The sequence below is a fragment of the Plantactinospora sp. KLBMP9567 genome, from assembly GCF_033446045.1.
GTDB lineage: Bacteria > Actinomycetota > Actinomycetes > Mycobacteriales > Micromonosporaceae > Plantactinospora.
The window spans coordinates 205167-230144 of the sequence record NZ_JAWQRR010000034.1 but is presented as its reverse complement, the minus strand read 5'-3'; the positions used below and the strand labels follow the sequence as shown (position 1 = coordinate 230144).

Below are 24978 nucleotides of genomic sequence, written 5' to 3'. Positions count from 1 at the left end.
GTGACGGCATGACGGGCGACCTGCCGGGCGCGGTCTCGATCCGGGAGGTCGGACCGCGCGACGGCCTGCAGAACGAGGACCCGGTCCCGACCGAGGGCAAGATACGCCTGCTCGACCTGCTCGGCAGCACCGGAGTACGCCGGATCGAGGCGGTTTCCTTCGTGCACCCGAAGGCGATCCCGCAGATGGCCGACGCCGACGAGGTGTGGGCGCGGGCGACGAGGGCACCGCAGGTGCGCTATTCGGCGCTGGTGCCGAACTCGAAGGGCGCCCAGCGGGCCCTGGCCGCCGGCTTCACCGAGATCGAGGTGGTGGTCTCGGCCAGCGACACCCACAACCGGCGCAACGTCAACCGTTCCACCGCCGAGTCGCTGGACGACATCGCCGGGCTGATCTCGCTGTTGCACGAGGCGGGGGCGACCGCCGAGGTGATCGTGGCGACCAGCTTCGGCTGCCCGTACGAGGGGGACGTCGACCCGGCCCGGGTGGCCGGCATCGTCGACCGGGTGGTGGCCGACGGGGCGGACCGGGTCGCCTTCGGTGACACCACCGGGATGGCGACACCGCGCCGGGTCCAGGAACTCGTCACCGCGGTCCGGAACCGGCAGCCCGACATTCCGGTGCTGCTGCACTTCCACAACACCCGGGGTACGGCGCTGGCGAACCTGCTGACCGCGCTCGAACTCGGCGTCAGCGAGTACGACGCCAGCGTCGGCGGGCTCGGCGGCTGCCCGTACGCCCCGGGGGCGAGCGGGAACGTGGCCACCGAGGAGGTGGTGCACATGCTGCACGACATGGGTATCGAGACCGGTGTCGACCTGGACGCACTGCTGGAGGCGGCGGCCTACGCCGAACAGCTCGTCGGCCGGGAGTTGCCGTCCGGAGTGCTCCGGGCCGGCCCGCGCAGCAGACTGGCGGCGTAACGGAGATAAGCACCGACAAACCGGGATAAGCTCGGCAAATGCGGTTGATCAAGTATACCCATGCCTGCGTACGCCTGGAGGCGGACGGGCGGTCGCTGGTGATCGATCCGGGCATGTGGACCGAGGCCGAGGCGCTGGACTCCGTCGACCACGTGCTGGTCACGCACGAGCACCCGGACCACCTGGACACCGAGCGGATCAGTGCGGCGGTGGCCACCAACCCGGCGCTGCGGATCTACACCCACGCCGACGTGGCCGGGCAACTGGCCGATCTCGGTCCGGCGGTGGTGCAGGTCGCCTCCGGTGACGAGTTCGACGCGGGCGGGTTCCGGGTGCAGGCGGTCGGTCGGGACCACGCCGAGATCTACCAGGGGCTGCCGGGAATTCCGAACCTCGGCTTCGTGGTCGACGTCGGCACGACGGGTGGCGGGCTCTACCACCCCGGCGACGCGTTCTTCGTACCGGACCTGCCGGTGGCGACGCTGCTGGTGCCGACCAGCGCGCCGTGGCTGAAGGTCGCCGAGTCGCTCGACTTCGTCCGGGCGGTCGAGCCCCGGCGGGCGTACTCGATCCACGACGCGGTGGTCAGCGAGCGCGGGGCGCCGATCGTGGACCGCTGGTTCGCGCAAAAGGCCGAGACCGAGTACGCCCGGATCCCGCCCGGTCAGTCGGTGACCTTCGACTGACCGGGCCCGGCGAAAGGGGCCGGTGATTCGCCGGCCCCTTTCGCCGTACGTCCGCTTCTCCGCCGGCAGGTCAGCCGATCGGGGCGAGCATCGTCGCCGGCCAACTGTCCGGGAAGACCTGGCTGCCGACATCGTCGGCGCGCTCCGGCCCGACCCGGGTACCGGCGAAGAGCTGGGTGACCCGGTTGGCCTCCGCGCTGCTCGGGTACGGGTTGGTGCAGCTCGTGCCGGCACTGCCGCCCGACATCAGCAGCGCGCAGTTGCCGTTGTAGTTGTCCGGCAGCCCGAGGATGTGCCCGATCTCGTGGCTCATGATCCGCAGCGGGCTGTACTGCTGCGCCTGCTGGGTGTCGATGTAGACCCGGCCGTTGCCGAGGCTGGTCCGCACGGCGTACGAGCCACCGCCGGTGATCTGGTAGATCCGCAGGTTGGAGCCGCAGTTGGCCGAGAGGGTCAGGTTCGACGTGGCGTTGTTCCAGATCGAGGCGGCCTGGTTCGCGATGCTGACGTAGCTCGGCGCCTGGCTGGTGTTGTAGCAGATGGTCATGGCGGCGGACGCGGGCGAGGGGTTGGCCAGCGTGATGCCGAGGGTGGCACCCGTCGTCGCGACGAACGCGACCAGTAGCCGGCTGATGCGTGAGGTCATGGCTCACTCTCCGATCCGGTGCTCGATGGGAGGGGGTGCCAGCAGCCTAGTATAGACAAATGTCAATTACACCATCCTGTCCAGGTACGTGGTCGTTCGTTATGACAGTGGTCGAGTGGCCCGGACCGGCTCGGATGCAGTAACCTAACGATCGTTCAGGTCGGTTGGCGCGGGGCCGCAGGTCCCGGTGCGACGAGGGGGGTCGGCGTGACACTCGACGACGCGGCGCTGGAACAACTCGGCAAGCGGGTGCGGGCCGGCGGAGCGGAGAAATACCACGCCGCCAACGCGGCCAAGGGCAAGCTCTTCGCCCGGGAGCGGATCGCGTTGCTGGTCGACGAGGGGTCCTTCGTCGAGGACGGGCTCTACGCGAACGCGCTCGCCGACGGGCTACCCGCCGATGGCGTGGTCACCGGCCAGGCCAGCATCGACGGCCGACCCGTCTGCCTGATGGCCAACGACTCCACGGTCAAGGCCGGGAGCTGGGGTGCCCGTACGGTGGAGAAGATCATCCGGATCATCGAGCGGGCGTACGCCAACGGCCAGCCGATGGTCTATCTGGTCGACTCGGCCGGTGCCCGGATCACCGACCAGGTGGACCTCTTCCCCGGCCGGCGCGGCGCCGGAAAGATCTTCTGGAACCAGGTCCGCGCCTCCGGCTCGATTCCGCAGGTCTGCGCGCTGTTCGGGCCGAGCGCGGCCGGCGGGGCCTACATCCCGGCGTTCTGCGACGTGGTGGCGATGGTGGACGGCAACGCCAGCATGTACCTCGGCTCCGACCGGATGGTCGAGATGGTCACCGGGGAGAAGACCACGCTGGAGGAGATGGGCGGGGCCCGGGTGCACTGCGCCGAGTCCGGCGTCGGGCACTTCCTCTGCAAGACCGAGGCGGACGCCCTCGACGTGGTCCGCCGCTACCTTTCCTACCTGCCGGCGAACTGGACGTCTCCGCCGCCGGCCGCGTCCGCCGTTGCCGCCCCGGACAAGGTCGACCTGGCCGCGTTGGTGCCGGCGAGCGAGCGGCAGGCGTTCGACATGCGCCGGTACGTCAAGGGCCTGCTCGACGCCGACTCCTTTCTGGAGATCCAGGCGCTCTGGGCCAAGGAGCTGACGATCGGCTTCGGCCGGCTGGACGGCCAGGTCGTCGGCGTGGTGGCGAACAACTCGATGTTCAAGGGCGGGGTGCTCTTCGTCGACTCGGCCGACAAGGCGACCCGGTTCGTGCAGCTCTGCGACGCCTTCAACGTGCCGTTGCTCTTCCTCTCCGACGTACCCGGGTTCATGGTCGGCACGGCGGTGGAGAAGCAGGGCATCATCCGGCACGGCGCAAAGATGATCACGGCGATCAGCGAGGCGACCGTACCGAAGATCTGCGTGGTGGTCCGCAAGGCGTACGGCGCCGGGCTCTACGCCATGGCCGGTCCCGGCTTCGAGCCGGACGCGACGATCGCGCTGCCCACCGCGAAGATCGCGGTGATGGGCGCCGAGGCGGCGGTGAACGCCGTCTACGCCAACAAGATCGCCGCGATCGAGGACCCGGACGAGCGGGCGGCCTTCGTGGCCGAGCGGCGCACCGCCTACGAGCAGGACATCGACATCGTCCGGCTGGCCAGCGAGCTGGTCGTGGACGCGATCGTCGAACCGGCCGACCTGCGAACCGAGCTGATCCGGCGGTTCGCCGCCGCCCGAGGTAAGGACCGCACCTTCTCCCGGCGCCGACACGGCGTCACGCCCGTCTAGGAACCGGCCCGGCGCTCCGACCGTCGAGGACCGGAACGCCCGGCCCGCCACCCGCAGCCCCCCGCCCGTCGCGCCACGAGCGTTACCGGCGGACCGACCCGATGGAGGAACCCATGGACTTCCGGCTCAGCGAGGAGTACGAGGCGCTGCGATCGAGCGTGCGGTCCTTCGCCCGCGAGGTCGTCGCGCCGGCCATCGCCGACCACTACGAGCGGCACACCTTCCCGTACGAGATCGTCGCGCAGATGGGCAAGATGGGGCTGTTCGGCCTGCCGTTCCCGGAGGAGCACGGCGGGATGGGCGGCGACTACTTCGCGCTCTGCCTCGCCCTGGAGGAGATCGCCCGGGTCGACTCCAGCGTGGCGATCACGCTGGAGGCGGCGGTCTCGCTCGGCGCGATGCCGATCTACCGGTTCGGCACCGACGAGCAGCGCGCGCGCTGGCTGCCGAAGCTGGTCACCGGCGAGGCGCTGGCCGGGTTCGGGCTGACCGAGCCGGGCTTCGGCTCCGACGCGGCCGGCACGGCGACCCGGGCGGTACTGGACGGGGACGAATGGGTGATCAACGGCTCGAAGGCGTTCATCACCAACTCGGGTACCGAGATCACCACCCTGGTCACGGTCACCGCCGTCACCGGCACCAACCCGGACGGCTCCAAGGAGCTCTCCACCATCATCGTGCCCTCCGGTACGCCGGGCTTCACCGTCGCGCCGGGCTATTCCAAGGTGGGCTGGTGCGCCTCGGACACCCACGAGCTGACCTTCGACGACTGCCGGGTGCCGGCGGAGAACCTGCTCGGCCAGCGCGGCCGGGGCTTCGCCCAGTTCCTGCGGATCCTCGACGAGGGACGGATCGCGATTGCGGCGCTGGCGGTCGGCCTCGCCCAGGGCTGCGTCGACGAGTCCATCCGGTACGCCAAGGAGCGGCACGCCTTCGGCCGGCCGATCGCCAACTTCCAGGCCATCCAGTTCAAGATCGCTGACATGGAGCGGCGGGCGCACACCTCCCGGCTGGCGTACTACGACGCGGCGGCCCGGATGCTGGCCGGCGAGGACTTCAAGCGGCACGCGGCGATCGCCAAGCTGCACGCCAGCGAGTGCGCGGTGGACAACGCCCGGGAGGCGACCCAGATCCACGGCGGGTACGGCTTCATGAACGAGTTCGCCGTGGCCCGGTTCTGGCGGGACTCGAAGATCCTGGAGATCGGCGAGGGCACCTCCGAGGTGCAGCGCATGATCATCGCCCGCGATCTGGGACTGTAACCCGGAATGCTCCGGCCGGCCGACTCACGGCTCGTTCGGCCGGCCGGTCAACTCCGGAGCGTCGCTTGGCGCGGTGGTCGCCTCCCGCTCGCCGACCCACCAGGCTGCGGCCGGTTCCGCCGCTCGCCGACTCGTCAGCTCGCGGTGAGTTCAGCCAGGGCGCGGACGGTCTTCCAGTTCCGGCTGGTCGAGACGACGGCGAGCCGCTTCTCTAGGAAGGCGTTGCTGAACCTGCTGCGGCCGTACCCGTCGGGATAGTGCAGGTAGAGGTCCCGGCCGGTACCGGCGAAGGTGAACTCGGCGGTCTCGCCGCCCGGCACGGACAGCCCGGTCACCCGGTCGGCCTCCGGCGGCTCCGCCAGGAACGCCACCAGCAGCTTGACCTCGTCCGGCTGGGCCGGCGCGTACGGGTTGCCGCCGGTCAGCTCCGCCAACTCCGGGCCGGAGCGGACCATTACCGCCACGTCGATGGCCAACTGGTCGGCGACGGCTCGCCGGAGGTCACCGGCCAGCCGTTCCGGATCGGCGCCGTTCCCGGCCCCGAAGACCACGTTGCCGCTCTGCAGGTAGGTCTTCACGTCGTCGTGGCCGAGGTCGGTGACGATCCGGCGCAGGTCGGCCATGCCGATCCGGTTGTGTGAGCCGAGGTTGACGCCCCGCAGGAGTGCGGCGTAGCGGCCCATCCCCCGCCTCCTCGGTCGCTTGTTGCCGACGGCCAGCAGCGTATCCCTGTCGAAAGGTGCCTGGAAGGAAATGGGACGCGCCCGACGATCGCCGTTGCGCATACTGCGCGGATGACGACGGAACCTGGTACCCGGCTGGCGGTCGTGGTCGGCGGGGACGACCCGGAGTTGTCCAAGCGGCTCAGCGCGGAGTTGACCGTGTTCAACAACCGGGCGACCGGCGCCGACGACGAGGCCGACCTCTCGGTCGAGGTCGGCCGCAGCGAGGGCTTTCCCGGCGGGTACTCCGACCTGCACTTCATCAAGCGCTTGGACGGCTCGGAGCCCCGGTCGCGGGTCCGGGTGGTCGTGCTGCTCGACGTCCCCGAGGAGCACCTGAGCGCATTCGGCCGCTACGAGGAGCGGGTGCTGCCGCTGCTGGCCGAACACGGTGGCCGGCTGGAGCAGCGGCTGCGTACCGGGGACGGCCGGACCGAGGTGCACCTGCTGTCGTTCACCGGACGGGACGGATACGACTCCTATCTGGCGGATCCGCGCCGGGCGGCGTACCGGGACGAGGAACTGCCGGGCGTCGAGCTGGCCGGTCGGGTCCTGGAGGTCTCCGAGGTCGTCGACCCGGTCCGTTCGACGCGTTAGCCGGGTTCCGGGTCAGCGGCCGTCCCGTCGGCGGGCGGCCCGGCGCCGCTGGCGGACCAGGAGCACGAGCAGGGTACCGACCAGGATCACCGGGGCGACCGTGCCGAGCAGCCAGTCGGCGCGGAAGCCCCGGTCGGGACGCACCTGGGTGGCGCCGGCGGCCGGCGAGGAGACCTGGTTGGCAGAGTCGGCCCGGCCCGGTGCGACGAGCTGGCCGACGGTCGCGTCGGCGGGCAGCCCGAATCCCCAGTCGAGCAGCGCCGCACCCTGCTCCCAGCCGCGCTGCGGCTGCGACTCCGCGCCGAGCAGGGTGACCAGCAGGGTACGACCGTTGCGCTCGGCCGCCCCGACGAAGCTGTGCCGGGCCAGGTCGGTGTAGCCGGTCTTGCCGCCCAGCGCCCCGGGATAGCGGTGCAGGAGCTGGTTGTCGTTCCAGATCGGGTACCCCTTGGTGTTGTTCGCCGCCTGGGCCGGCACCTGCGCCATCTTGGTCGCGGCGTACCGGCGGAAGTCGGGATGCCCGAAGCAGGCGCGGGCGATCAGCGCCAGGTCGTAGGCGCTGGTGTACTGGCCGGGCCCGTCCAGCCCGGAGGGTGTGGCGGCATGCGTCTGGTGGGCGCCGAGCCGGGCCGCCTCGGCGTTCATCGCCGCGACCCCGCCGGCCTGGCCAGCGGCGCCGCCGCCGAGCCGGGCCAGCACGTTCGCCGCGTCGTTGCCGGAGTTGAGCATCAGGCCGAGCCAGAGCGTCTCGACCGTGTACCGGCCGCCGCGTACCAGCCCCACCGCCGAGCTGCCCGGCTCGAAGTCGAGGTCCGACTCGGTCACCTCGACGACCCGCTGCGGGTCGAGGTGTGGCAGTACCGCCGCCACCAGCAGCAGCTTCTGCACACTCGCCGGCACGCCGTACTCGTGCGGGCCGCAGCCGCCGAGCACCGCGCCGCTGGCCAGGTCGGCGACCAGCCACGAGGTGGCGGTGACCTTGGGGGGCTCGGCGGCGCCGGACGGGGTGACCAGGCCGGCGGTCGCCAGCGCCGGGCCGCCGACCGCCGCCTTCGCCGGGTCGAGCGGTGGCGGCGCTGGCCGGGTCGGCCGGGCCACCGGCGGGCTCGGCGCCGGACAGGGCCGGGACGGCGTACCCGCTCGGTTCTGGGCCGGAGTCCTCGCCACCGCAGCTCCGGGCGCTCCGGCCATTGTCACCGACGGCAGCACCAGGAGAGCGCTGACTACTCTGAGTGCAAACAAACCGCGGGCCATACTCCGGAGAGTAATCGTTGTCATCCGTACGGATGGCGGATTCGGATATCGGCGCCGCCGTGCCCGGCGAGCCGCTCCGGACGCCGGTATACCGTCGGTATACTTCCGCCCGTGGACACGACGATCAAGGTGGACGCGGTGGTCCGGGACCGGCTCGCCACGATTGCCCGGGAGCGGGGCATGACCGTGCGGGACCTGGTCGCCGAGCTGTCCAACGGCACACCCACCGCAGCCGAGCTGCGGGAACGCGCGGCCAGCGCGGCCCGATACCTGCGGTCGCGGATCGGTGTAGACCTCGACGGGGAGGACGTCTCCGCCGGTGAAGACTTCTGGCGAGACGTCGAGTCCGGAGCCGTACCCTCCACTCTCGACCCGGCCGGCTCGGACGAGCCGCCGCGAGCGTGACCGCTCCGCTCGCGGCGGTCGTCTTCGACCACACCGCCCTGCTCGCGCTCGGCGCCGGCCACCGGCTGCTCTCCGGGTTGGTCGCGGCGGCGCACCAGGAGGCAGGGCGGCACATCTACGTCCCCGCACTCTGCCTGGCCGCCGCCTCGGCCGACCGCCCGGCGCTCGGCGAACACGTCGGGGCGTTACCGGCGATGGAGGTCGTCGAACTCGGCTATTCGGCGGCGACCGCGGTCGGACGGCTCGTCTCCGGTGCCGTGGACTGGCGGGCCGCGCACGCGGTCGTCGTCGCGAGACCGGACGCGGAGTGGCCGACCGGCCGTTCGGTGCTCACCGGAGATCCCGACGTCTACCGGCGGCGCGGCCTGACCGCGATCGAGCTACCTCCACCCCGCTGACAGTGCTCTCCCGTGACGGGCTGAGGAGGTGCTCGTTGTGGCTGACAAGGTGCCCGTCGGAGCGAGCGGGGCCAGCCGATCAGGGACGCGGGCGGACCCAGCCGAGAAAGCGGGTGTGCAGTGCCGCCGGGTCCGGTCCCGGATTCGGGTTGAGCCGGTGCAGGTCGGCGGTGGCGGCGTAGAGCGCCGAGCCGAGATAGACGTGCAGCCCCACCCGGTCGTCCCGATATTCGGAAAGCAGCGTCAGTCGGGCGGTGGCACATGGCCACGGGTGCCCGCATCCCCGGCAGATCCAGAGTGGACACAACGGCAGGTGCCGCCAGGTCGGACCCCGGTTCGTCGGGCGCTTGCGCGGAAACCGGGGCGGCAGGTTCGCGCCGATCCGCGCCATCGGGTACGGCGGGACGAGCGGTGGTGGGTTGAACCGATCCGGGCACGGCCAGCGGTCGCCGCAGCGACAGTGCCGCCACCAGAGCCGTCGCCAGTCGCGTCGGTGCTGCGGGGCGTACCGGACGGGTTGGGGTTGCCCCCGAAACAGTGACCACATCGGAGCGTTACCTCCCTGGGGCGGCCCGGGACGCCCACCCGGGTCAGGTCCCGGTCTGCCGATGGGCGCGTTTCCGGTCCCCAGTCTCGTGACCGGGCCACTACTCTCGGAAGTGTTGCCCGGGGCGACCCGAACCGTTGTCCGGGGTCCACAATCCGCAGGTAAGGAGCCTGTCCGTGGCCGAACCGACGACACTGGGTCTGTTCGCCGGCGAGTTACGCCGGTTCCGTGGCATCGCCGGACTGTCCCAGGACGGTCTGGCACAGCGGATCAACTCCTCCTCGGCGCTGATCGCCAAGATCGAGCTGTTTTCAGCGCCGCCCGACCCGCGAGTTCGCCAAGCGCTGCGACAACGTACTGGAAACCGGCGGCCTCCTCGAACGCATCCAGGCAGTGATCGGCCCCGGGCCGGTCATGCCGTGGTTCCGGCACTGGGTGGTGGTCGAACAGGAGGCGACCGGCATTCGCTGCTTCCAACTGTCGGTGATTCCTGGCCTGTTGCAGACCGAGGGATATGCCCGAGCACTGCTGGTCAGCGGTGGACTGCTCACCGCTGACCAGGTGGAGCAGCAGGTGGCTGCGCGGCTTGCCCGGCAGGAGATCCTGACCCGGCCGGATCCGCCGCTGTTCACCGCCGTCATCGACGAGCGGGTGCTGCACCAGCCGGTCGGCGGCGCCGAGGCGATGCGCGACCAACTCCGGCACATCGTCAAGCTCTGCGCCGAACAGCCCCGGGTGCGAATCCAGATCGTTCCGACCAGTGCCGGCGCGTACGCTGGGCTCAACGGCCCCTTTGTGATCGCGACCCTCCCGGACGGCGACGACGTCGTCTATCTCGATGACCAGCTCCAGGGGCGGTTCATCGAGCGTGCCGAGGACGTCAAGCCATCCAGAAGCTCTGGGACTCGATCCGTAGTGAGGCGCTGCCCCATCAGCAGTCGATCGAGATGATCCGGGAAGTGGCGGAGTCATGGAACTGAGCGGTGCGGTGTGGCGGAAGAGCAGCCGCAGCAACGGTCACGGTGGTGAGTGCGTCGAGGTGGCGGGGAACTTGCCCGGGGTGGTCGGGGTGCGGGACAGCAAGGATCCGGCCGGACCGGTGCTGACCTTCCCGCCGGCCGCCTGGCGGTCGTTCGTGTGTGCCGTGCCGTCGCGCTAGGCTCCCTCTCGAAGGATCTTGGGATCCCTCCGGTACCCACGAGCCGCTCTGGTCCAGCAGGTGCCCTCCACGCGGCGCTCAACGGCAACAGCAACCGTCGGGCAGTCTCGTGCCTCTCCGACGGCCCCTAGTGGCATCGTCAACCGAGAACCAACTTCTCGTCGCCAAAGTCGGCCACGATTTTCAACTGACCGCCGAGGGCGGCAATGTATTTACCGATCGTGCCGACCTCGGTGGCAGGTAGTTCACCCTTCTCGATGGCCGATACACGTGCCTGTGAAACGCCCATTCGGTCGGCGACCTGCTGTTGGCTGAGGTCGTGACGCTTACGGATGTCAGCGAGCCGAGCAGCACGGACCTCGGCGACCAGGCGGTCTCTGTGCTCGGCAACCCGCTTCTCGTCAAGGTTGGCGCGGGCGCGAACGTCCTTCCAGCTATTCGCCATGATGCTGTCCCTTCAGCTCGGCGAGGTGGTTGTCGTACGCCTCATCAGCCAGCGGAATGTTCTCCTTGTACCATTCTTTCCACTTCCCCGCCTTATTGCCCGCTATCAGCAAGATTGCCGACCGCTCGGGGTCGAACGCGAACAAGACGCGGATCTCGGAGTTGCCAGTGGAACCCGGGCGCAACTCCTTCATGTTCTGGTGTCGTGATGCTTTGATCTGGTCGACCAGAGGGCGACCAAGCGTGGGGCCTACTGCTGAGAGCATGTCGATGGCCGCTGCGACCTGGTTGGCGCAGTCGGGGTCGTCCTTGGCGAGTTCAAGGAACCAGTTTTCGACCTGTGCGGTCAGGTTGATGTCCCAGGAACCCACGGATCAACTATAACCCTGGCGTTGTAATGCCTGCAAGGTAATGCCAGGTTGGTGGCATCAGCGGGCTGATGGTGGTCGAGGGCACGGCTGTCAGGCGTCCGGCCCGTTCGGCCCGTCGATCCTGACCACCGGCCGGTCGCCCCGGGTGAGCAGCAGTGCGAGGCAGGCGACCGTGACACAGACGGTCATGCCCAGGAACAGCGCTACGGCGTTGTCCCGCCCACCGAGCCCCATCAGCGGGGCCGCCACCGCCGCGAGTACCCCCTGGAGGGTGCCGAGCACCGCCGATCCGCTGCCGGCCGCCTTCGGTACGCGTTGGATCGCCAGCGCGGTGGCGTTTCCCATGATCATGCCCAGTCCGACGAAGAAGAGCAGCAGCGCGACCGCCACCGCCCGGTCAAGCTGACCGGCGAGGGTGACGGCGAGCAGGCCGCCGGTGGTGGCCAGCATGGTGGCCAGGCCGATCCGGAGCAGTACCGCCGGGGAGGCCCCCCGGCCGACGACCCGGGCGTTGACCGCGCTGCTCAGGGTGGCGATCAGCGCACCGGCGGCGAAGGCGACGGCGGCCTGCCGGACGGAGAGCCCCAGCACGTACTGGAGGAAGAAGGGTGACGCGGCGATGTAGCAGAACAGGGACGCGAACCCGAAGCCGAACGCGAAGATGTAGCCGAGATAGACCCGGTCGGTCAGCAACGAGCGCGCGGTGGCCAGGGTGGCGCGGAGCCCGCCGGCGTGCCGGCGGTCCGGCGGCAGACTCTCGGGTACGCCGACCAGCGCGACCAGCAGGGTGAGCAGCAGTCCGGCCGCGAGGGTGAACCACACCGCGCGCCAGCCGGCGGCACCGGTCACCACACCCCCGATCAGCGGTGCGGTGATCGGGGCGATGCCGCTGAGCGCCATCAGGATGCCGAACATCCGGGCGGCGGCCGGCCCCTGGGCGGTGTCGGAGATGACGGCCCGGCCGACCACCACTCCGGCGGCGGCACTGAATCCCATTACGAACCGGAGCGCGGTCAGCGTCTCCAGGGTGGGCGCGAAGGCGCAGGCGGCGGCGGAGGCCGCGCAGAGCGCCGTACCGGCGAGGATCAGCAGCCGGCGGCCGTACCGGTCGGAGAGCGGACCGAGCACGAGTTGACCGAGGGCCAGCCCGATCACGAAGGCGGTGAGGGTGAGCTGGACTCCGGAGGGGTCGGTGCGGAACTCGTCGGCGATCCGGGGGAAGGCCGGTAGGTACATGTCGATGCCCATCGGCGGCACGAAGGCCAGCAGTACGAGGGCGGGGAGCAGCAGCCGGCGCGGCCGGGTGGGCGGCTCGGCGGGCGGCTCGGGCGGGGAGGGCGGGCCGGACTTGTCGGTCTGGGAGGGGGCGGAAGTCACCACGGCAAGTTACTATAACTATATAAGTATGTCTAGCGTTATCCTCGTGAAGTGAAACGAGTGACCATGGCGGACGAGACGGTGCTCCGGCAGGCGAGGACACTCGTACCAGTTCTGTACCAACTGAGCCGGGTGATGCGGCTGCAGGGCATCGACGCGGCCGGGCTCGGCCAGTTGCCGCCGTCCGAGCTGGAGGTACTCCGGTACGTCGCCGACGCCCCCGGCGTCTCGGTGAGCACCCTCGCCCGCGACCTCGGCCTGCACGCCAGTAACGTCAGCGCGACCGTCCGCGCCCTGGTGGCCCGCAACCTGGTCCGCCGCGAGCCCGACCCGAACGACCGGCGGGCCGTACGGCTGCACGCGACGCTCGACGCGGCGCACGGCTCGGCCCGGATCGAGGATGCCTGGGCCCGGATCTTCGCCGACGCCATGGCCGAGATCAGCGACGAGCAGCGGGCCGAGCTCGCCAGCGCCGCTCCGGCACTCGGTGCGCTCGCCGAACGCCTGCGGGCCCGCCGCGCCGCCGAACGCGGCTGACCCGTTCCCCGATCCCGGCCTCGACCCGACACACCGGACCTCGACCCGACACACCGGACAGTCAGTTCTGACCGGTTAGCGGCTGACGCCTGACTGCTCAGGGTGTTTGCATGTGCGCCGAGGGCGACGAGCGGGCGTCGCGCCAGGGGAGGTTCGGAGCATGTTCGCTGCGTTCGGACGGTCGCTGTGGCGGTGGCGCTGGCCGGTACTTGTGGCCTGGCTGGGGCTGGTGCTGGCCGGAGCCACCCTCGGCGGGCAGGTCTTCGACCGGCTGGTCGACACCGACAACCTCCGCCCGGAAGCCGAGTCGCAGCGGGCCGACCGTCGGGTCGCCGCACTTCTCCCGGAGGGCCCGATCGTGGTCGCGATCGTCCGGGACCGGGACCCGTACGACCCCGCGCTGGTGGCCAGCGTCAACCGGGTACGCGCCGAGGTGCAGGCCGTACCGGGGGTCAGGGAGGTCGAGGACCTCTACAACGCGCCGGGCGGCCGGATCGGCGCCGACAACCGCAGCACGCTGGTCCGGGTCGAGTTGGCCGACGGGCTGCCGACCGCCGAGCGGGAGGCGGCCGAGGACCGGGTGGCCGCCCTGCTGCGCGGCATCGACGCGCCGCAGGTGCTGGTCGGCGGCGAGACGTTGGCCGAGCGGGCCTTCGCCGAGCAGGCGATCGACGACGCGGCCGTCGGGGAGTCGATCGCGCTCGGCGTACTCCTGGTGGCGCTGGTGGTGATCCTCGGCGGCCTGCTGGCCGGGGTGCTCCCGCTGGTCGCCGCCCTTGCCGCCGTCGCGGTGACCCTGCTCGGCCTCTACGGCCTGACCGCTGTCACCGGGGTCGGCGAGTTCACCGTCAACGTGGTCACACTGCTCGGCATCGGCCTGACCGTGGACTACGCGTTGCTGCTGATCGCCCGGTTCCGCGAGGAACGCGGCGACGGGCCGGGAAGCGAGCACGGGCCGGGAAGCGAGCACGGGCCGGGAAGCGGCGATCCCGCCGAGGCGCTGGCCCGGACGATGGCGACCGCCGGCCGTACCGTGCTGATCTCCGGCCTGGCGGTCGCGGCGGCGATGGTCGGCCTCTACGCCTTCGCCGAACCGCTGCTCGCCGCGATGGCGCTCGGCGGCGCGCTCGCGGTGGCGCTGGCCACGTGCGCCGGCCTGACCCTGCTGCCGGCGCTGCTCGCCGTCGCGCACCGGCACATCCCGGCTCCCGGCGCCCGGACCTGGGTGCGCCGGACCCTGGCCGCCGCCGCGAGCCCGGCCCGCCGGATCGTCCCGGCCCGACCCGCAACCACCCCCCGATCGGGTACGCCCGGCGCCGGCCCCGGCCTGCTCGGCCGGCTCGCCGGGTACGCACAGCGCAGACCCGGCCCGGTCGCGTTCGGCGTCTCCGTCGGCCTGCTGCTGCTGGCTCTGCCCTTTTTGGCCGGCGCCAACCTGGCCAACTCCGACGCCCGGGCGCTGCCCCGGTCGATGGAGGCCCGGCAGGTGCACGACGTGCTGCTGCGCGACTTCGAGGCGGGCCGGGCCGCCCCGGTCACCGTCGTCGTGGAGGCGGATCCGGCCAGTGCCGAGGTGCGGGACCTGATGAACCAGCTCAACACCCTGCCCCAGGTGATCCGGATGCAGCCCCGCCCCGACGTGCCGGGCGCGGCGCTGGTGATCGACCTGACCCCGCGTGGCGCGACCGGCGGCCCCGAGTCCCGTGAGCTGGTACGCGCGGTGCGCGCCCTCGACCAGCCACTGCCGCTGCTGGTCGGCGGGCCCGCCGCCGAGCTGGTCGACTACCGCTCCTCGGTCACCCAACGGCTGCCGTACGCCGTACTCGTGCTGCTGCTGGTCACCACCGGACTGCTCTTCGTACTCACCGGCTCGCTGGTCATTCCGGTCAAGGCGCTGGTGATGAACGTGCTGACCCTGCTCGCCACCCTCGGTGTGCTGGTGGTGGTCTTCCAGTGGGGCGTGGGTGCCGCGCTGATCGGGGTGGAGTCCTGGGGAGCGATCGACCTCACCACCCCGGTCCTGCTCTTCGTCTTCGTCTTCGGACTGTCGATGGACTACGAGGTGTTCCTGCTGGCCCGGATCCGCGAGGAGTGGCGGCGCTGGTCGGGTCTGCGTATCCCGGCGGCCCGCACCCGGGCCGGGCAGCGGGCGGTGCTGGCCGGGATCACCCGGACCGGTCCGGTGGTGACCTCGGCGGCGGTCTGCATCACCATCGTCTTCCTGGGTTTCCTGCTCGGCGACCTGACCGCGGTCAAGGAGATCGGCCTCGGCATGGCGGTGGCCGTACTGCTCGACGTCACGGTGGTCCGCGGGCTGCTGATGCCGGCGTTGATGAGCCTGCTCGGCGAGTGGAACTGGTGGGCGCCGACCCCGCTGCGCCGGCTGCACCAGCGGCTCTCCGGCGACCGGGACCTGTCGGTCGGTACGCCGGTTCCGCCCGCTCCGGTGCCGGTTTCCGCCGAACCGTGAGGGCCCGGTTACCGGCCGGAACCGGTCATCAGTGATCTGTCGGATATCTATGTCCTCTTCCGTCGGTAGCACGACGTATCTCTGCCGGGGCCCTACCGGGCTGCGTAGTCTTCCTGCCCATGACTCCGGATCATGGCTCCGACCGGGTTCCGGGTGGCTTCGCCGAGTTGCTCCGCCGGTGCCGGCTGGCGGCCGGACTGACCCAGGCCGAACTCGCCGAACGGGCCGCTGTCGGGATCCGTACGGTCCGTGACCTCGAACGGGGCCGGGCCTCCCGTCCACAGCGGACGACCGTGGAACTGCTCGCCGCCGCGCTCGGTCTGGCCGGGCAGGACCGGTCCGACTTCGTCGCGTTGGCCCGGGGACAGGCCGGGCCGATGCCGGAGATGGGCGGTCTTGCGTCCGCGGCGTCCCGGCGCCTGCCGACGCGCGGCTACGGGCTGCCGGAGCCGGGTGAGCTGATCGGTCGGGACCGGGATGTGGCCGACCTGGCGGCGATGCTGACCGAGCAGCCCCGGGTGGCGCGCGGGGTGGTCAGCCTGGTCGGCCTCGCCGGAGTCGGCAAGACCGGGCTGGCCCTCAAGGTCGCTCGGGAGGTGGCCGACGACTTTCCCGGCGGTACCAGCGGAATTGTCATGATCGAGGGTTCCACCGAGGGTGACGTGCTCTCGGTCGTCGCCACGGTCTTCGGCGTCGGCCGGGCCAGTGACCTCGCCGGCCGGTTCTCGGACGCACCGTCGCTGCTGCTGGTGGACGCCGTCGAACGCGCCCCCGGAGCGGCCGCCGAGGCGCTCGACCGGCTCGCCGAGATCGCGCCGACGCTGCGGGTGCTGACCACCGGACGGCACCCGGTCGGGCTCTCCGGGGAACGGGTCCGCCCGGTCACCCCGCTGGAGGTGCCGCCCGCCGACGTACCGATCGACCTCGCGGTGGTGGCCGACTATCCCGCCGTCGCGCTGCTGCTCGCCCGGCTGCGCCAGATCGGCCGCGAGCCACCGCAACCCGACGAGGTGGTCGCGCTCGTCGAGCTGGTACGCCGACTCGGCGGACTGCCCCTCGCCATCGAACTGGCCGCGGCGCACGGCCGGGTGCTCAACCTCAACGAGCTGCTCGACCGGTACGGCAACCGCCTGCTCGACCTCGGCACGGCGCCGGTGGGCCGGGCGGCGGCGGTGACCCTGCGGGACGCGGTGGCCGCCAGCTACCGGCTGCTCGACGCCGACGAGCGGGCCGCCCTGCGCCGCCTCTCGGTGCTGCGTAACCGCTGGTCGGTGGAGCTGGCCGAGTCGATGCTCGCCCCCTACCCGCTCCCGGCCGACGGTTCGCCCTCGCCCGGCGACCTGCGTTTCACAGATGGCGATGCGCCGCCCGCCGACGGGAGTGCCGGTGACGAGCCCGCCGGACCGGTCGATCCCGTCCGGTTGCTGGACCGGCTGCTGGCACACGGGCTGATCGGCGCCCGGGGCACCGGACCGCTCCGGTTCCGGGTACTGGACGTGGTGCGGGACTTCGCCGCCGAACGGGCCACCGCGAACGGCGAATTCGCCGCGATCCGCCGACGGCACGCGTCGGTCTTCGCCGGACTGGCCGCCCGGGTCGTGCCCGACCTGGCCGGTGCCCGGTTCGTCGAGGCGGTCGGCCGGCTCGACGAGGTGGCCGGTGACCTGTGGACCGCACTGGCGTACTCGGCGAACGACGATCCGCACACCGCGCTGCGGTTGGCCGGGAACCTCGCCCGATGGTGGCGGTACCGGGGGCGGGACGTGGCGGGTCGGCAGTGGCTGCGCCGGCTGCTGGACGATCCGCGTACCGGTGACGCCGATCCGGCGGCCCGGGCCTGGGCCCAGGTCGGGGTCGCGCAGCTCGCCCAGGAGCACGGTGCCGGTCCGCAGGAGCTGCCGTCCGCCGAGGCGGCGGTGGCGGCGTTCCAACGGCTGTCCGACGTACCCGGTGAACTGGCCGCCAGGAACGTGCTCTGTGGACTGTGGACCGCGATCGGCGGTCACGACGAGGCGCGGCAGCACGGCGAGGCGGCGCTGGAGCTGGCCACCCGTACCGGCCGGATCCGGGACATGGCGGTGGCGCAGAACAATCTGACCTGGCACGAGATCCGGGTCGGTGACCTCGCCGCCGCCCGGCGTCGGCTGGCGGCGGTGGACCGGCTCGCCGCGGAGTGCGGCGAGGAGCGCCTCCGGGTGCTGGCCCGGGCCAACCTGGCCGAGGTGGCCCGCCTGGAGGGCCGGTACCCGGACGCGGTCCGGCACGGTCGCCGGGTGGTGTCGGCACTGGCCGACCTCGGCGACCCCGGGCACCGCCGGCGGGCGCTCGGCACGGTCGGCCTGGCGCTCGCCCAGGACGGGCGGATCGACGAGGCGACGGCGGTACTTGCCGAGTTGCGTGCCCGGAAGGCGGGCGACGGCGCGGGCCCGGTCGAGCTGGAACCCGGTGGTGCCCGGACCGACGAGATCGCTCCCCGGGACGACGGGATCTGCGCCCTGATCGAGGCGAGTCTGGCGATGCAGCGGGGCGACCGGGAGTGGGCGGCCGAGTGGTACGCGGCGGCCGTGCGGGCCTGTGAAGGGTCCCGTGACCTGCGGGACGTTGCCGAGGCGCTGGTCGGCCTGGTGGCGAGTACCGACGATCCGGCGGCCCGGACCGCGGCGGTCAGGCGTCTTGCTCAGGTGTGCCGGGAGGGCGGGATCGTCCTGCTACCACGGGAGCGGGCGCTGATCGACGCGGCGGACGTGGACCGGACCGACACCGACGTGGACCGGACCGACACCGACGTGGATCAGACCGGGAGCTGACCCGACCCGTCGGCTCTTACCTCACCTCGGGGTGTCGGCTCCGCTGTCACCTCTGGTGGCGGCTCCGGTCACCTTGGGGTTCTTACCTTGGGGCCGTGGCGCGAGCGGGGCAGCCCCCCGACAGAGCCCTCACTGATTCCCGCCCGCGCCACGTCCCCAGAGCCCCCCGGCTGCCTGAAGATTAGCCAGCTTCAGACGCCCGTTTTTTCTGATTAATGGGTGACGTGGCGATATGTGCGTGACTTCTGCCGGTCTTTCTGCCGGTGGTCTTTCGGGGTGTGCCGGTCCCGTCCTGAGGTGGTAATCAGGATCTGTGGCGATTGTCGGCACTCCGTGTCCGGAGTTCAACAGGCAGTGGTCGCCCCGGCGGTGGCACCCGTGCTGCCGGCGGTGGCGCCGGGATGGACCGCGTCCCGGACGATTCGCAACGAGTCGAGCAGGCTCTCCAGCCTGGCCGGTTCGAGCTGACCGACGAACCAGTCCTGGATGAGCTGGATGTGGCCGGGTAGCGTCTCTTCGAGTCGCGCTATGCCGGACTCCGTCACCACCGCGTACGCGCTGCGCCGGTCGGAGGGGCAGGCACGGCGGCAGAGCAGGCCGTCCCGTTCCATCCGGTCGACGACCCGGGTCACGCCGCTGGTGGAGAGCGAGGTCTGCGCGGCGAGGTCGGTCATCCGGAGTTGGTGCTCGGGTGAGCGGGCCAGCCGCATCAGGACCTCGAACTCCACCGTCGACAGCCCGTGCTCCTCGAACTGGGCGGCAAATCTGGCGGCGAGCCCGGCGTACACCTCCATGACCAGGCCCACGGCCGTGATCCTGGCGTCGTCGTGCAGGTTCTTGGTCACGCGGCCATCGTAGCAGTCGTTGACATGGGGAATATTGCTGTGTCTATAGTTGCTGCGTCAGTCGTCGGTCACACAACCTATCTCCTGGGAAGGCACACCATGACCAGCAGCGCCGAGTCCGCCACCACCCGTACGTGGGAAGGGCTGACGATCCCCACCGCCGGCACCTACCTGCTCGACCAGGCGCACAAGCGCGTCGGGTTCGTGGCCCGGCACATGATGGTGAGCAAGGTCCGCGGCCAGTTCCGCGAGGCGGAGGCGACGATCACCGTCACGGAGAACCCGCTCGAGTCCGCGGTGACCGCGACCATCCAGGCCGGGAGCATCGACACCGGCGCCGACGACCGGGACAACCACCTGCGCAGCGGCGACTTCCTGGAGGCGGAGAAGTACCCGACCCTGGAGTTCCGCAGCACCGGCGTCAAGTCGCACAGCGGCAACGAATTCGTGCTCACCGGTGACCTCACCATCAAGGGCGTCACCAAGCAGGTCGATCTGGAGGTCGAGTTCGAGGGCGCCGGCCGCAGCCCGTTCGGCCAGGACATCTTCGGCTTCACCGCGACCACCGAGATCGACCGCGAGGAGTTCGGCCTGACCTGGAACGTCGCGCTGGAGACCGGCGGCGTACTGGTCGGCAAGAAGATCAAGATTGAGATCGAGGGCGAGGCCATCCGCCAGGCCTGACCCCCGGCCGCCCGACCACACCGTCGGGATCGACACCAGGATGCCCCGGTCACCGCTGCGATGGTGACCGGGGCGCCTCGTTGGGTAATGCGCCCGGTGGAAAACGAAGCTCCTTCGTGTGCGATGGTGGACGCAGCGCCGCTGTTCGCTCACGCTGGGCCGCGGGCGCCGTGGCTGCCGTCACGTGTGCGCGGCGCTCATACGGTAATGATTCGTAGGCGCCTCCGCTGGGCAAGGCCCTGCGGAACTGCGCAGAGCGCGCCTCGCGGCGGGAGGGTCGATGGGCCAGGACGTGTCGGAGGTCCCCTTCACCCGGGAGGACCGGATTCGATACCGGCAGAAGGTACGCCGGTGTCTGGACGTCTTCGCGCTCATGCTCGACGACTTCGGCTTCGACGCCGACCGGCCGACCACCGGCCTGGAAATCGAACTGAACCTGGTGGACGCGAACGTCGAGCCGGCGATGCGCAACGCGGAGGTGCTGGACAACCTCGCCGACCCGAGCTTCCAGACCGAGCTGGGACAGTTCAACCTGGAACTCAACGCCCGACCCCGGCTGATCGAGGGAGCCGGCTTCGCCGACTACCAGCAGGACCTGCGGACCAGTCTCGGCCGGGCGGAGGAGCTGGCGGTCAAGTCCGACGCCAGCATCATCCTGATCGGCATCCTGCCCACGCTCACCCCCCGGCACCTGGTCCGCGACAACCTCTCCACCAACGAGCGCTACCAGGTGCTCAACGACCAGATCGTTGCCGCCCGGGGCGAGGACATCGAGCTGGACATCCGGGGCGTCGAGCGGTTGCAGACACACACCGACTCGATCGTCTCCGAGGCCGCCTGCACCAGTCTCCAGTTCCACCTCCAGGTGGCGCCGGACAGCTTCGCCGACTACTGGAACGCGTCGCAGGCGATCGCCGGGGTACAGGTCGCGCTCGGCGCCAACTCACCGTTCCTGCACGGCCGGCAGCTCTGGGCCGAGACCCGGGTCGCCCTCTTCGAGCAGGCCACCGACACCCGGCCCGACGAACTCAAGGCCCAGGGCGTACGCCCCCGGGTCTGGTTCGGCGAGCGGTGGATCACCTCGATTTTCGACCTCTTCGAGGAAAATGTCCGCTACTTCCCGCCGCTGCTGCCGATCTGCGACGACGAGGACCCGGTCGAGGTGCTGCACAACGGCGGCATCCCCCGCCTCCCCGAGCTGCGGCTGCACAACGGCACCGTCTACCGGTGGAACCGGCCGGTCTACGACATCATGAACGGCCGTCCCCACCTGCGGGTGGAGAACCGGGTACTCCCGGCCGGGCCGACCGTGGTCGACATGCTGGCCAACGCCGCCTTCTACTTCGGGCTGGCCCGGGACCTGGCCGAGGGCGACCGGCCGATCTGGAGCCAACTGACGTTCAGCGCGGCCGAGGAGAACTTCCACGCGGCCGCGCGGCGGGGCATCGACGCCGCCGTCTCCTGGCCCCGGCTCGGCGAGGTGAAGGTGACCGAGCTGGTGCTGGACGTACTGCTGCCGAGGGCGGCCGCCGGGCTGGACCGGTTCGGGGTCGGCGCGGAGCATCGGGACCAGCTGCTCGGCATCATCGAGCAGCGCTGCCGTACCGGCCGCAACGGCGCGGTGTGGCAGGTGGAGGCGGTGCAGGCCGCCGAACGCGGCCGGGGGATGGACCGGTCCGAGGCCCTGCACCACATGCTGCGCCGGTACGGCGAACTCCAGCGGACCGACGAGCCCGTGCACACCTGGCCGGTCGACTGACCCGGGTCAGCGGGAGCGGCGACCGAACCTGCCCAGCCTGCCCTTGGCACCGCCCTCGGTGACCTCGGCGGGCTCCTCCGGCCCTGCCGTGCCGTCCGCGACCGGAGCGGGTTCGCCGTCGGACCCGGCGTCCTGGGAGCGGACGGGGGCGGCGCTTGACGGTACCGGGGCGGTGTCGGCCTGGTCGGCGCCGCGCCGTGCCCTGCGGCCGGGCTGACCGGGCACCCGGGCCGGTCGGTCGGCACCGCCCGACGGGCCGGCCCCGGGGCCGTCGGTGCGATCGGTCTGCTCGCCCGGGTCGGCGTCCGCGGACGGGGCGGTGGCGTCGCTCCGGCGGGTCTTCCCGCCGGCCTCCTGGGACCGCGTCTCGCCGGGCCGCGTTTCGCCGAGCCGCGTTTCGCCGGGCCGCGGTGACGCCGGGCTGCCGTCGGTGGGCGGCGGTGCGTCCGGCCCGGTACCGGACGGGCGCGGTTCGGAGCGGGAGTCGAGGGAGTCCGCCTGCCGGGCCATCGTCTCCGAGCGCTGTGCCAGCGCCGCGACCAGCGCGGACCCGGCGAGACCGGCGACCACCGCGTACGGTGCCATCAGGTGTGCCGACACCTGCTCGGGACGGATGCCCACCAGCCGGGGCGCGGCGACGAAGTAGGCGACCGCCACCAGCAGCGGCCCGCTGATGCCGGAGATCGCGGCACCGACCCGGGTTGCCGGCCGGCGTGCCGCGGAGCGGGCGGCGAGCGCGCCGATCAGCAGCGCGGAACCGAGCGACAGTGCGGCACCGGGCCAGTAGAAGTACTCCCGGAACCAGAAGCGCTCGCCGTCGGAGGTCAACTGCCAGACTCCGAGCTGCGCGGCGGACAGCCCGCGCCCGGAGAGTACACCGTCGACGACCGAGATCACCGCGAGCGCCCAGAGCCAGCAGACCGTACCGAGCACGTTGCTGGCGACGGCCGGTGACGAGATCGCCCAGATCGCCGCCACCAACCCGAGCAGGATGCCGAGGATGGCGTAGCCGGCCGCGACGGTCTGCGGAGCGGAGGTGTCGGCCCGCACCACCGCCCGGGCCGGTACGGCGACCAGCACCACGGTGACCAGCGCGCCGATCGCACTGGAGACGGCGAGCGCGGCCCGCCACAGCAAGGTGGCCAGGGTCGGCGGCGGATCCCCGGCGCGCCCGGCGGAGCCTCGGCCACCTCCGCCGAGCCGGTGCGCGCAGACCGCCCCGGCAACGGTCGAGGTGGCGGCTATCCAGGCGGCCCAGGTGAGGCTGGCGACCCAGGTCGCCTCGCTGTTGCCGCCGGTCGACGGCAGCCAGGCGATGATGCCGAGCCCGTAACCGAAACCCAGTTGAGCGGCGCCGGCGCCGGCGGCAACGCCGACCGCCGTCGCGACGGATCCTCCCCAGCCTCGTGCGGCCATGCGGGGCAGCGTAGCGTCCATCCGACGCCGGGGGCGAGCCGTGAACCGGGGGCAGTCGTCCCGACACGAACCGTGGCCGGTTGCGCTCCGAGGGCCGGGCCACCGATGCTGTCGGGCAGCGCGCTCCAGCGGGCGGACGGAAAACGGCGTGGCTTTCGTACGTCGGATGGTGAGGCAGGGTCGGCATGACGGATGAGGCTGTGGCGGGACACCCGGACCTGGGCGGCGGTCCCTCGAACCGGACCGGCCTGTTCGTGGGCGCGGCGGTCGGACTGGTCATCTGTGCCGTCGTCGGTGCCATCGGTGGCTACCTGCTGGCCGGCGACGGCGACGACCGGGAGGGGCCGTACGACGCCGGACCCACCACCCCGACGGCGCAGACGACGAGCAAGCCACCACGGAGTACGCCGAGCCGGACCCCCAGCCGCCGGGCAAGCAGCACGCCGCCGCCGATCGGCCAGATGATCCTGCCCGACCTGGTCGGCAAGGACTTCCAGCAGGCTCGGGAGGAGTTGCGGAGGCTCGGCCTCGGGGTGCAGTTCATCTTCGGCAGTGCGGGCAACGATCCCAGCGTCGCCAGTACCAACCCGAGGGGTGGCACCGCGGTGAAACGGGGCATCACCGTCCGGGTCACCGTGGTGGGTGAGGCACCGGAGGTGGTGGTACCCGCGCTCGTGGGCGAGTCCTGCAAGCAGGCGGCGCGGCGGCTGGTCGACGACGGCCTCTATCCGCAATATCCGACCAAGGATCGGGGCGACGTGCGCAACCAGGATCCCCCCGGCGGCACCGTGCTGCGGTGGAACCAGCAGGTCCGGCTCTACTGTTCCGACGGTCCGGCATCCGGCGGAACGCCGACGCCGTAGCCTGGACACACGGCGTCGAACGGGCAGACACGCCCGGACTCGCGACGATGGTCGGCAGCACGCCCGTCAGATAGGTTTGACGTGGTTCGCCCGGTCCATCCGATGGCGAGAGGACGTGGCATGGCCGACGATCCGCGACAGCCTCCGGACGACGGTGTGGACGGCGACCGTGGCGTACCCGAAGACCGGCCGCAGGGCGACGCCCCGGGCGCGCCGCCCACCGGCGCCGGTGCCGGCCCGGACGATGCCACCCGGATCGGCCGGCCCGGCGCGGCGGATGCCCCCCGAGCCGGCGACACCGTCCGGCAGCCCGGCCCGGAGGACGCCACCCGGATCGGCGACACCGTCCGGCAGCCCGGCCCGGAGGACGCCACCGCGCCGATCCCGCCCCGCGAGCCGGCCTGGTCCGGCCGGGCCGGCGTGCCGCTCCGGGGCTCGGCCCCGCCCGGCCAGCCGCAGCCCGACTGGAGCTACGACCCGGAGCCGGACGACCGACGCTGGTGGATGCCGATCCTGGTCGGGACGGTGGCGGTGGTCCTGCTCGGTGTCCTGGTCGTCGCCGGCTGGGCGATCGTCGACTCGGCCCGGCGCGTCACCCCGAGCTCACCCTCCCCGGTGCTGACCACCCCGGCGGCGCCGACCGCGCCCACGACCGGCCCGCCGACCACCGCCGCGAGCACGCCGAGCGCCACCCCGAGTGTCACCACCGGAGCGCCGGTACTGCTGCCTCCGCTCGTCGGACTGTCCCAGCAGGAGGCGGTGGCGGAGCTCGCCCGGCTGGGGCTGGTGCCCCGGATCGAGCCCCGGACCTCCGGTCGGCCGCCGGGGACCGTACTGGACACGGAGCCGTCGACCGGTACGGAGGTCGAGCCGGGCAGCGAGGTCATCCTCGTGGTCGCCGAACCGCCGACCTCGCCGCCGACCACCGCACCCGGTCCCACCGGCCCGTCCGGGCCCACCCCGGGCGGCTGAGCCGCACCCGGTCCCACTGGCCGGAGGTGACCCACCCGGGACGGCTGAGCCCTCGGGATCACGACAAGACGCGAGCGACCGAGCCGCTCAGGCG

General features: G+C 71.7%; 25 protein-coding genes. 16 read left to right on the top strand and 9 right to left on the bottom strand.

Annotation, left to right across the window (positions count from 1 at the left end; genetic code table 11):
* Positions 1 to 20: 20 nt before the first annotated feature.
* Both R6Y94_RS26270 and R6Y94_RS26265 read left to right on the top strand, forming a co-directional pair.
* A complete protein-coding gene (locus tag R6Y94_RS26270) occupies positions 21 to 923 on the top strand; it encodes a hydroxymethylglutaryl-CoA lyase (protein ID WP_318398533.1) in 903 nt (300 codons plus the stop codon).
* A gap of 38 nt (positions 924 to 961) precedes the next feature.
* Entirely contained in the window at positions 962 to 1609 is a 648-nt protein-coding gene (locus R6Y94_RS26265; RefSeq protein ID WP_318398514.1) for an MBL fold metallo-hydrolase, read from the top strand.
* Between the two features lie 70 nt (positions 1610 to 1679).
* Here the strand turns inward: R6Y94_RS26265 and R6Y94_RS26260 are convergent, their stop codons facing one another.
* Positions 1680 to 2255 carry a snapalysin family zinc-dependent metalloprotease gene (locus tag R6Y94_RS26260; protein WP_318398513.1) on the bottom strand — a complete coding sequence of 192 codons (576 nt, stop codon included), beginning with the start codon at positions 2253 to 2255 and terminating at the stop codon, positions 1680 to 1682.
* 207 nt (positions 2256 to 2462) lie between these two features.
* On the opposite strand from R6Y94_RS26260, the gene R6Y94_RS26255 reads away from it, so the two are divergent.
* Together R6Y94_RS26255 and R6Y94_RS26250 are read left to right on the top strand one after the other, a co-directional pair.
* A complete protein-coding gene (locus R6Y94_RS26255) occupies positions 2463 to 3995 on the top strand; it encodes an acyl-CoA carboxylase subunit beta (RefSeq protein WP_318398512.1) in 1533 nt (510 codons plus the stop codon).
* Between the two features lie 113 nt (positions 3996 to 4108).
* Complete coding sequence (locus tag R6Y94_RS26250; protein WP_318398511.1) at positions 4109 to 5257, top strand: acyl-CoA dehydrogenase family protein; 1149 nt, start codon at positions 4109 to 4111, stop codon at positions 5255 to 5257.
* 134 nt (positions 5258 to 5391) lie between these two features.
* Here R6Y94_RS26250 and R6Y94_RS26245 read toward each other — a convergent pair whose 3' ends face one another.
* The gene (locus R6Y94_RS26245; protein ID WP_318398510.1) at positions 5392 to 5940 is read right to left on the bottom strand and encodes a DUF1697 domain-containing protein; all 549 of its coding nucleotides are present in this window, start codon (positions 5938 to 5940) and stop codon (positions 5392 to 5394) included.
* A 111-nt stretch (positions 5941 to 6051) separates the two neighbouring features.
* Here R6Y94_RS26245 and R6Y94_RS26240 point away from each other — a divergent pair, with 111 nt between their 5' ends.
* Positions 6052 to 6576 (top strand): hypothetical protein, encoded by a 525-nt coding sequence (locus tag R6Y94_RS26240; protein WP_318398509.1) that lies wholly within the window; start codon positions 6052 to 6054, stop codon positions 6574 to 6576.
* Positions 6577 to 6588: 12 nt separating this feature from the next.
* On the opposite strand, the gene R6Y94_RS26235 is transcribed toward R6Y94_RS26240, so the two are convergent.
* The gene (locus R6Y94_RS26235; RefSeq protein WP_412102880.1) at positions 6589 to 7830 is read right to left on the bottom strand and encodes a D-alanyl-D-alanine carboxypeptidase family protein; all 1242 of its coding nucleotides are present in this window, start codon (positions 7828 to 7830) and stop codon (positions 6589 to 6591) included.
* 111 nt (positions 7831 to 7941) lie between these two features.
* Here R6Y94_RS26235 and R6Y94_RS26230 point away from each other — a divergent pair, with 111 nt between their 5' ends.
* Both R6Y94_RS26230 and R6Y94_RS26225 read left to right on the top strand, forming a co-directional pair.
* On the top strand, positions 7942 to 8235 hold the full coding sequence (locus tag R6Y94_RS26230; protein WP_318398507.1) for a hypothetical protein: 294 nt from the start codon (positions 7942 to 7944) through the stop codon (positions 8233 to 8235).
* Entirely contained in the window at positions 8232 to 8633 is a 402-nt protein-coding gene (locus tag R6Y94_RS26225; RefSeq protein WP_318398506.1) for a hypothetical protein, read from the top strand. The genes R6Y94_RS26230 and R6Y94_RS26225 overlap by 4 nt, the downstream gene beginning before the upstream one ends.
* Positions 8634 to 8712: 79 nt before the next feature.
* Here the strand turns inward: R6Y94_RS26225 and R6Y94_RS26220 are convergent, their stop codons facing one another.
* The gene (locus R6Y94_RS26220; RefSeq protein WP_318398505.1) at positions 8713 to 9180 is read right to left on the bottom strand and encodes a hypothetical protein; all 468 of its coding nucleotides are present in this window, start codon (positions 9178 to 9180) and stop codon (positions 8713 to 8715) included.
* A gap of 393 nt (positions 9181 to 9573) precedes the next feature.
* Between R6Y94_RS26220 and R6Y94_RS26215 the strand changes: the two genes are divergently transcribed.
* Entirely contained in the window at positions 9574 to 10131 is a 558-nt protein-coding gene (locus tag R6Y94_RS26215; protein WP_318398504.1) for a DUF5753 domain-containing protein, read from the top strand.
* A 19-nt stretch (positions 10132 to 10150) separates the two neighbouring features.
* Positions 10151 to 10339 (top strand): DUF397 domain-containing protein, encoded by a 189-nt coding sequence (locus tag R6Y94_RS26210; RefSeq protein WP_318398503.1) that lies wholly within the window; start codon positions 10151 to 10153, stop codon positions 10337 to 10339.
* 139 nt (positions 10340 to 10478) lie between these two features.
* Here R6Y94_RS26210 and R6Y94_RS26205 read toward each other — a convergent pair whose 3' ends face one another.
* From R6Y94_RS26205 to R6Y94_RS26195, 3 genes are all read right to left on the bottom strand, one after another.
* Positions 10479 to 10784, bottom strand: a complete 306-nt coding sequence (locus R6Y94_RS26205) for a helix-turn-helix domain-containing protein (protein WP_318398502.1) — start codon at positions 10782 to 10784, stop codon at positions 10479 to 10481.
* Positions 10774 to 11154 carry a type II toxin-antitoxin system RelE/ParE family toxin gene (locus R6Y94_RS26200; RefSeq protein WP_318398501.1) on the bottom strand — a complete coding sequence of 127 codons (381 nt, stop codon included), beginning with the start codon at positions 11152 to 11154 and terminating at the stop codon, positions 10774 to 10776. The genes R6Y94_RS26205 and R6Y94_RS26200 overlap by 11 nt, the downstream gene beginning before the upstream one ends.
* Positions 11155 to 11244: 90 nt before the next feature.
* A complete protein-coding gene (locus R6Y94_RS26195) occupies positions 11245 to 12531 on the bottom strand; it encodes a multidrug effflux MFS transporter (RefSeq protein WP_318398500.1) in 1287 nt (428 codons plus the stop codon).
* 51 nt (positions 12532 to 12582) lie between these two features.
* Between R6Y94_RS26195 and R6Y94_RS26190 the strand changes: the two genes are divergently transcribed.
* From R6Y94_RS26190 to R6Y94_RS26180, 3 genes are all read left to right on the top strand, one after another.
* Positions 12583 to 13068, top strand: a complete 486-nt coding sequence (locus tag R6Y94_RS26190) for a MarR family winged helix-turn-helix transcriptional regulator (RefSeq protein WP_318398499.1) — start codon at positions 12583 to 12585, stop codon at positions 13066 to 13068.
* Positions 13069 to 13228: 160 nt separating this feature from the next.
* The gene (locus R6Y94_RS26185; RefSeq protein ID WP_318398498.1) at positions 13229 to 15538 is read left to right on the top strand and encodes an MMPL family transporter; all 2310 of its coding nucleotides are present in this window, start codon (positions 13229 to 13231) and stop codon (positions 15536 to 15538) included.
* A gap of 119 nt (positions 15539 to 15657) precedes the next feature.
* Entirely contained in the window at positions 15658 to 18345 is a 2688-nt protein-coding gene (locus tag R6Y94_RS26180; RefSeq protein ID WP_318398497.1) for an ATP-binding protein, read from the top strand.
* 344 nt (positions 18346 to 18689) lie between these two features.
* Here R6Y94_RS26180 and R6Y94_RS26175 read toward each other — a convergent pair whose 3' ends face one another.
* A complete protein-coding gene (locus tag R6Y94_RS26175) occupies positions 18690 to 19139 on the bottom strand; it encodes a MarR family winged helix-turn-helix transcriptional regulator (RefSeq protein WP_412102887.1) in 450 nt (149 codons plus the stop codon).
* 150 nt (positions 19140 to 19289) lie between these two features.
* Here R6Y94_RS26175 and R6Y94_RS26170 point away from each other — a divergent pair, with 150 nt between their 5' ends.
* Entirely contained in the window at positions 19290 to 19874 is a 585-nt protein-coding gene (locus R6Y94_RS26170) for a YceI family protein (protein ID WP_318398495.1), read from the top strand.
* Between the two features lie 280 nt (positions 19875 to 20154).
* Positions 20155 to 21633 carry a glutamate-cysteine ligase family protein gene (locus R6Y94_RS26165; RefSeq protein ID WP_318398494.1) on the top strand — a complete coding sequence of 493 codons (1479 nt, stop codon included), beginning with the start codon at positions 20155 to 20157 and terminating at the stop codon, positions 21631 to 21633.
* Positions 21634 to 21639: 6 nt separating this feature from the next.
* Here R6Y94_RS26165 and R6Y94_RS26160 read toward each other — a convergent pair whose 3' ends face one another.
* On the bottom strand, positions 21640 to 23049 hold the full coding sequence (locus R6Y94_RS26160; protein ID WP_318398493.1) for a hypothetical protein: 1410 nt from the start codon (positions 23047 to 23049) through the stop codon (positions 21640 to 21642).
* Positions 23050 to 23234: 185 nt separating this feature from the next.
* On the opposite strand from R6Y94_RS26160, the gene R6Y94_RS26155 reads away from it, so the two are divergent.
* Both R6Y94_RS26155 and R6Y94_RS26150 read left to right on the top strand, forming a co-directional pair.
* Complete coding sequence (locus tag R6Y94_RS26155) at positions 23235 to 23912, top strand: PASTA domain-containing protein (RefSeq protein ID WP_318398492.1); 678 nt, start codon at positions 23235 to 23237, stop codon at positions 23910 to 23912.
* Positions 23913 to 24032: 120 nt separating this feature from the next.
* Positions 24033 to 24884, top strand: coding sequence for a PASTA domain-containing protein (locus R6Y94_RS26150; RefSeq protein WP_318398491.1), 852 nt, complete (start codon positions 24033 to 24035; stop codon positions 24882 to 24884).
* Positions 24885 to 24978: the final 94 nt, after the last annotated feature.

Excerpts from the sequence above, each read along its gene's own strand:
- R6Y94_RS26265 (WP_318398514.1), top strand. The coding sequence starts at position 962 with ATGCGGTTGATCAAGTATACCCATGCCTGCGTACGCCTGGAGGCGGAC.
- R6Y94_RS26260 (WP_318398513.1), bottom strand. The coding sequence starts at position 2,255 with ATGACCTCACGCATCAGCCGGCTACTGGTCGCGTTCGTCGCGACGACG.
- R6Y94_RS26250 (WP_318398511.1), top strand. The coding sequence starts at position 4,109 with ATGGACTTCCGGCTCAGCGAGGAGTACGAGGCGCTGCGATCGAGCGTG.
- R6Y94_RS26245 (WP_318398510.1), bottom strand. The coding sequence starts at position 5,940 with ATGGGCCGCTACGCCGCACTCCTGCGGGGCGTCAACCTCGGCTCACAC.
- R6Y94_RS26240 (WP_318398509.1), top strand. The coding sequence starts at position 6,052 with ATGACGACGGAACCTGGTACCCGGCTGGCGGTCGTGGTCGGCGGGGAC.
- R6Y94_RS26235 (WP_412102880.1), bottom strand. The coding sequence starts at position 7,830 with ATGGCCCGCGGTTTGTTTGCACTCAGAGTAGTCAGCGCTCTCCTGGTG.
- R6Y94_RS26220 (WP_318398505.1), bottom strand. The coding sequence starts at position 9,180 with ATGTGGTCACTGTTTCGGGGGCAACCCCAACCCGTCCGGTACGCCCCG.
- R6Y94_RS26210 (WP_318398503.1), top strand. The coding sequence starts at position 10,151 with ATGGAACTGAGCGGTGCGGTGTGGCGGAAGAGCAGCCGCAGCAACGGT.
- R6Y94_RS26205 (WP_318398502.1), bottom strand. The coding sequence starts at position 10,784 with ATGGCGAATAGCTGGAAGGACGTTCGCGCCCGCGCCAACCTTGACGAG.
- R6Y94_RS26185 (WP_318398498.1), top strand. The coding sequence starts at position 13,229 with ATGTTCGCTGCGTTCGGACGGTCGCTGTGGCGGTGGCGCTGGCCGGTA.
- R6Y94_RS26180 (WP_318398497.1), top strand. The coding sequence starts at position 15,658 with ATGACTCCGGATCATGGCTCCGACCGGGTTCCGGGTGGCTTCGCCGAG.
- R6Y94_RS26175 (WP_412102887.1), bottom strand. The coding sequence starts at position 19,139 with ATGGAGGTGTACGCCGGGCTCGCCGCCAGATTTGCCGCCCAGTTCGAG.
- R6Y94_RS26170 (WP_318398495.1), top strand. The coding sequence starts at position 19,290 with ATGACCAGCAGCGCCGAGTCCGCCACCACCCGTACGTGGGAAGGGCTG.
- R6Y94_RS26165 (WP_318398494.1), top strand. The coding sequence starts at position 20,155 with ATGGGCCAGGACGTGTCGGAGGTCCCCTTCACCCGGGAGGACCGGATT.
- R6Y94_RS26160 (WP_318398493.1), bottom strand. The coding sequence starts at position 23,049 with ATGGCCGCACGAGGCTGGGGAGGATCCGTCGCGACGGCGGTCGGCGTT.
- R6Y94_RS26155 (WP_318398492.1), top strand. The coding sequence starts at position 23,235 with ATGACGGATGAGGCTGTGGCGGGACACCCGGACCTGGGCGGCGGTCCC.
- R6Y94_RS26150 (WP_318398491.1), top strand. The coding sequence starts at position 24,033 with ATGGCCGACGATCCGCGACAGCCTCCGGACGACGGTGTGGACGGCGAC.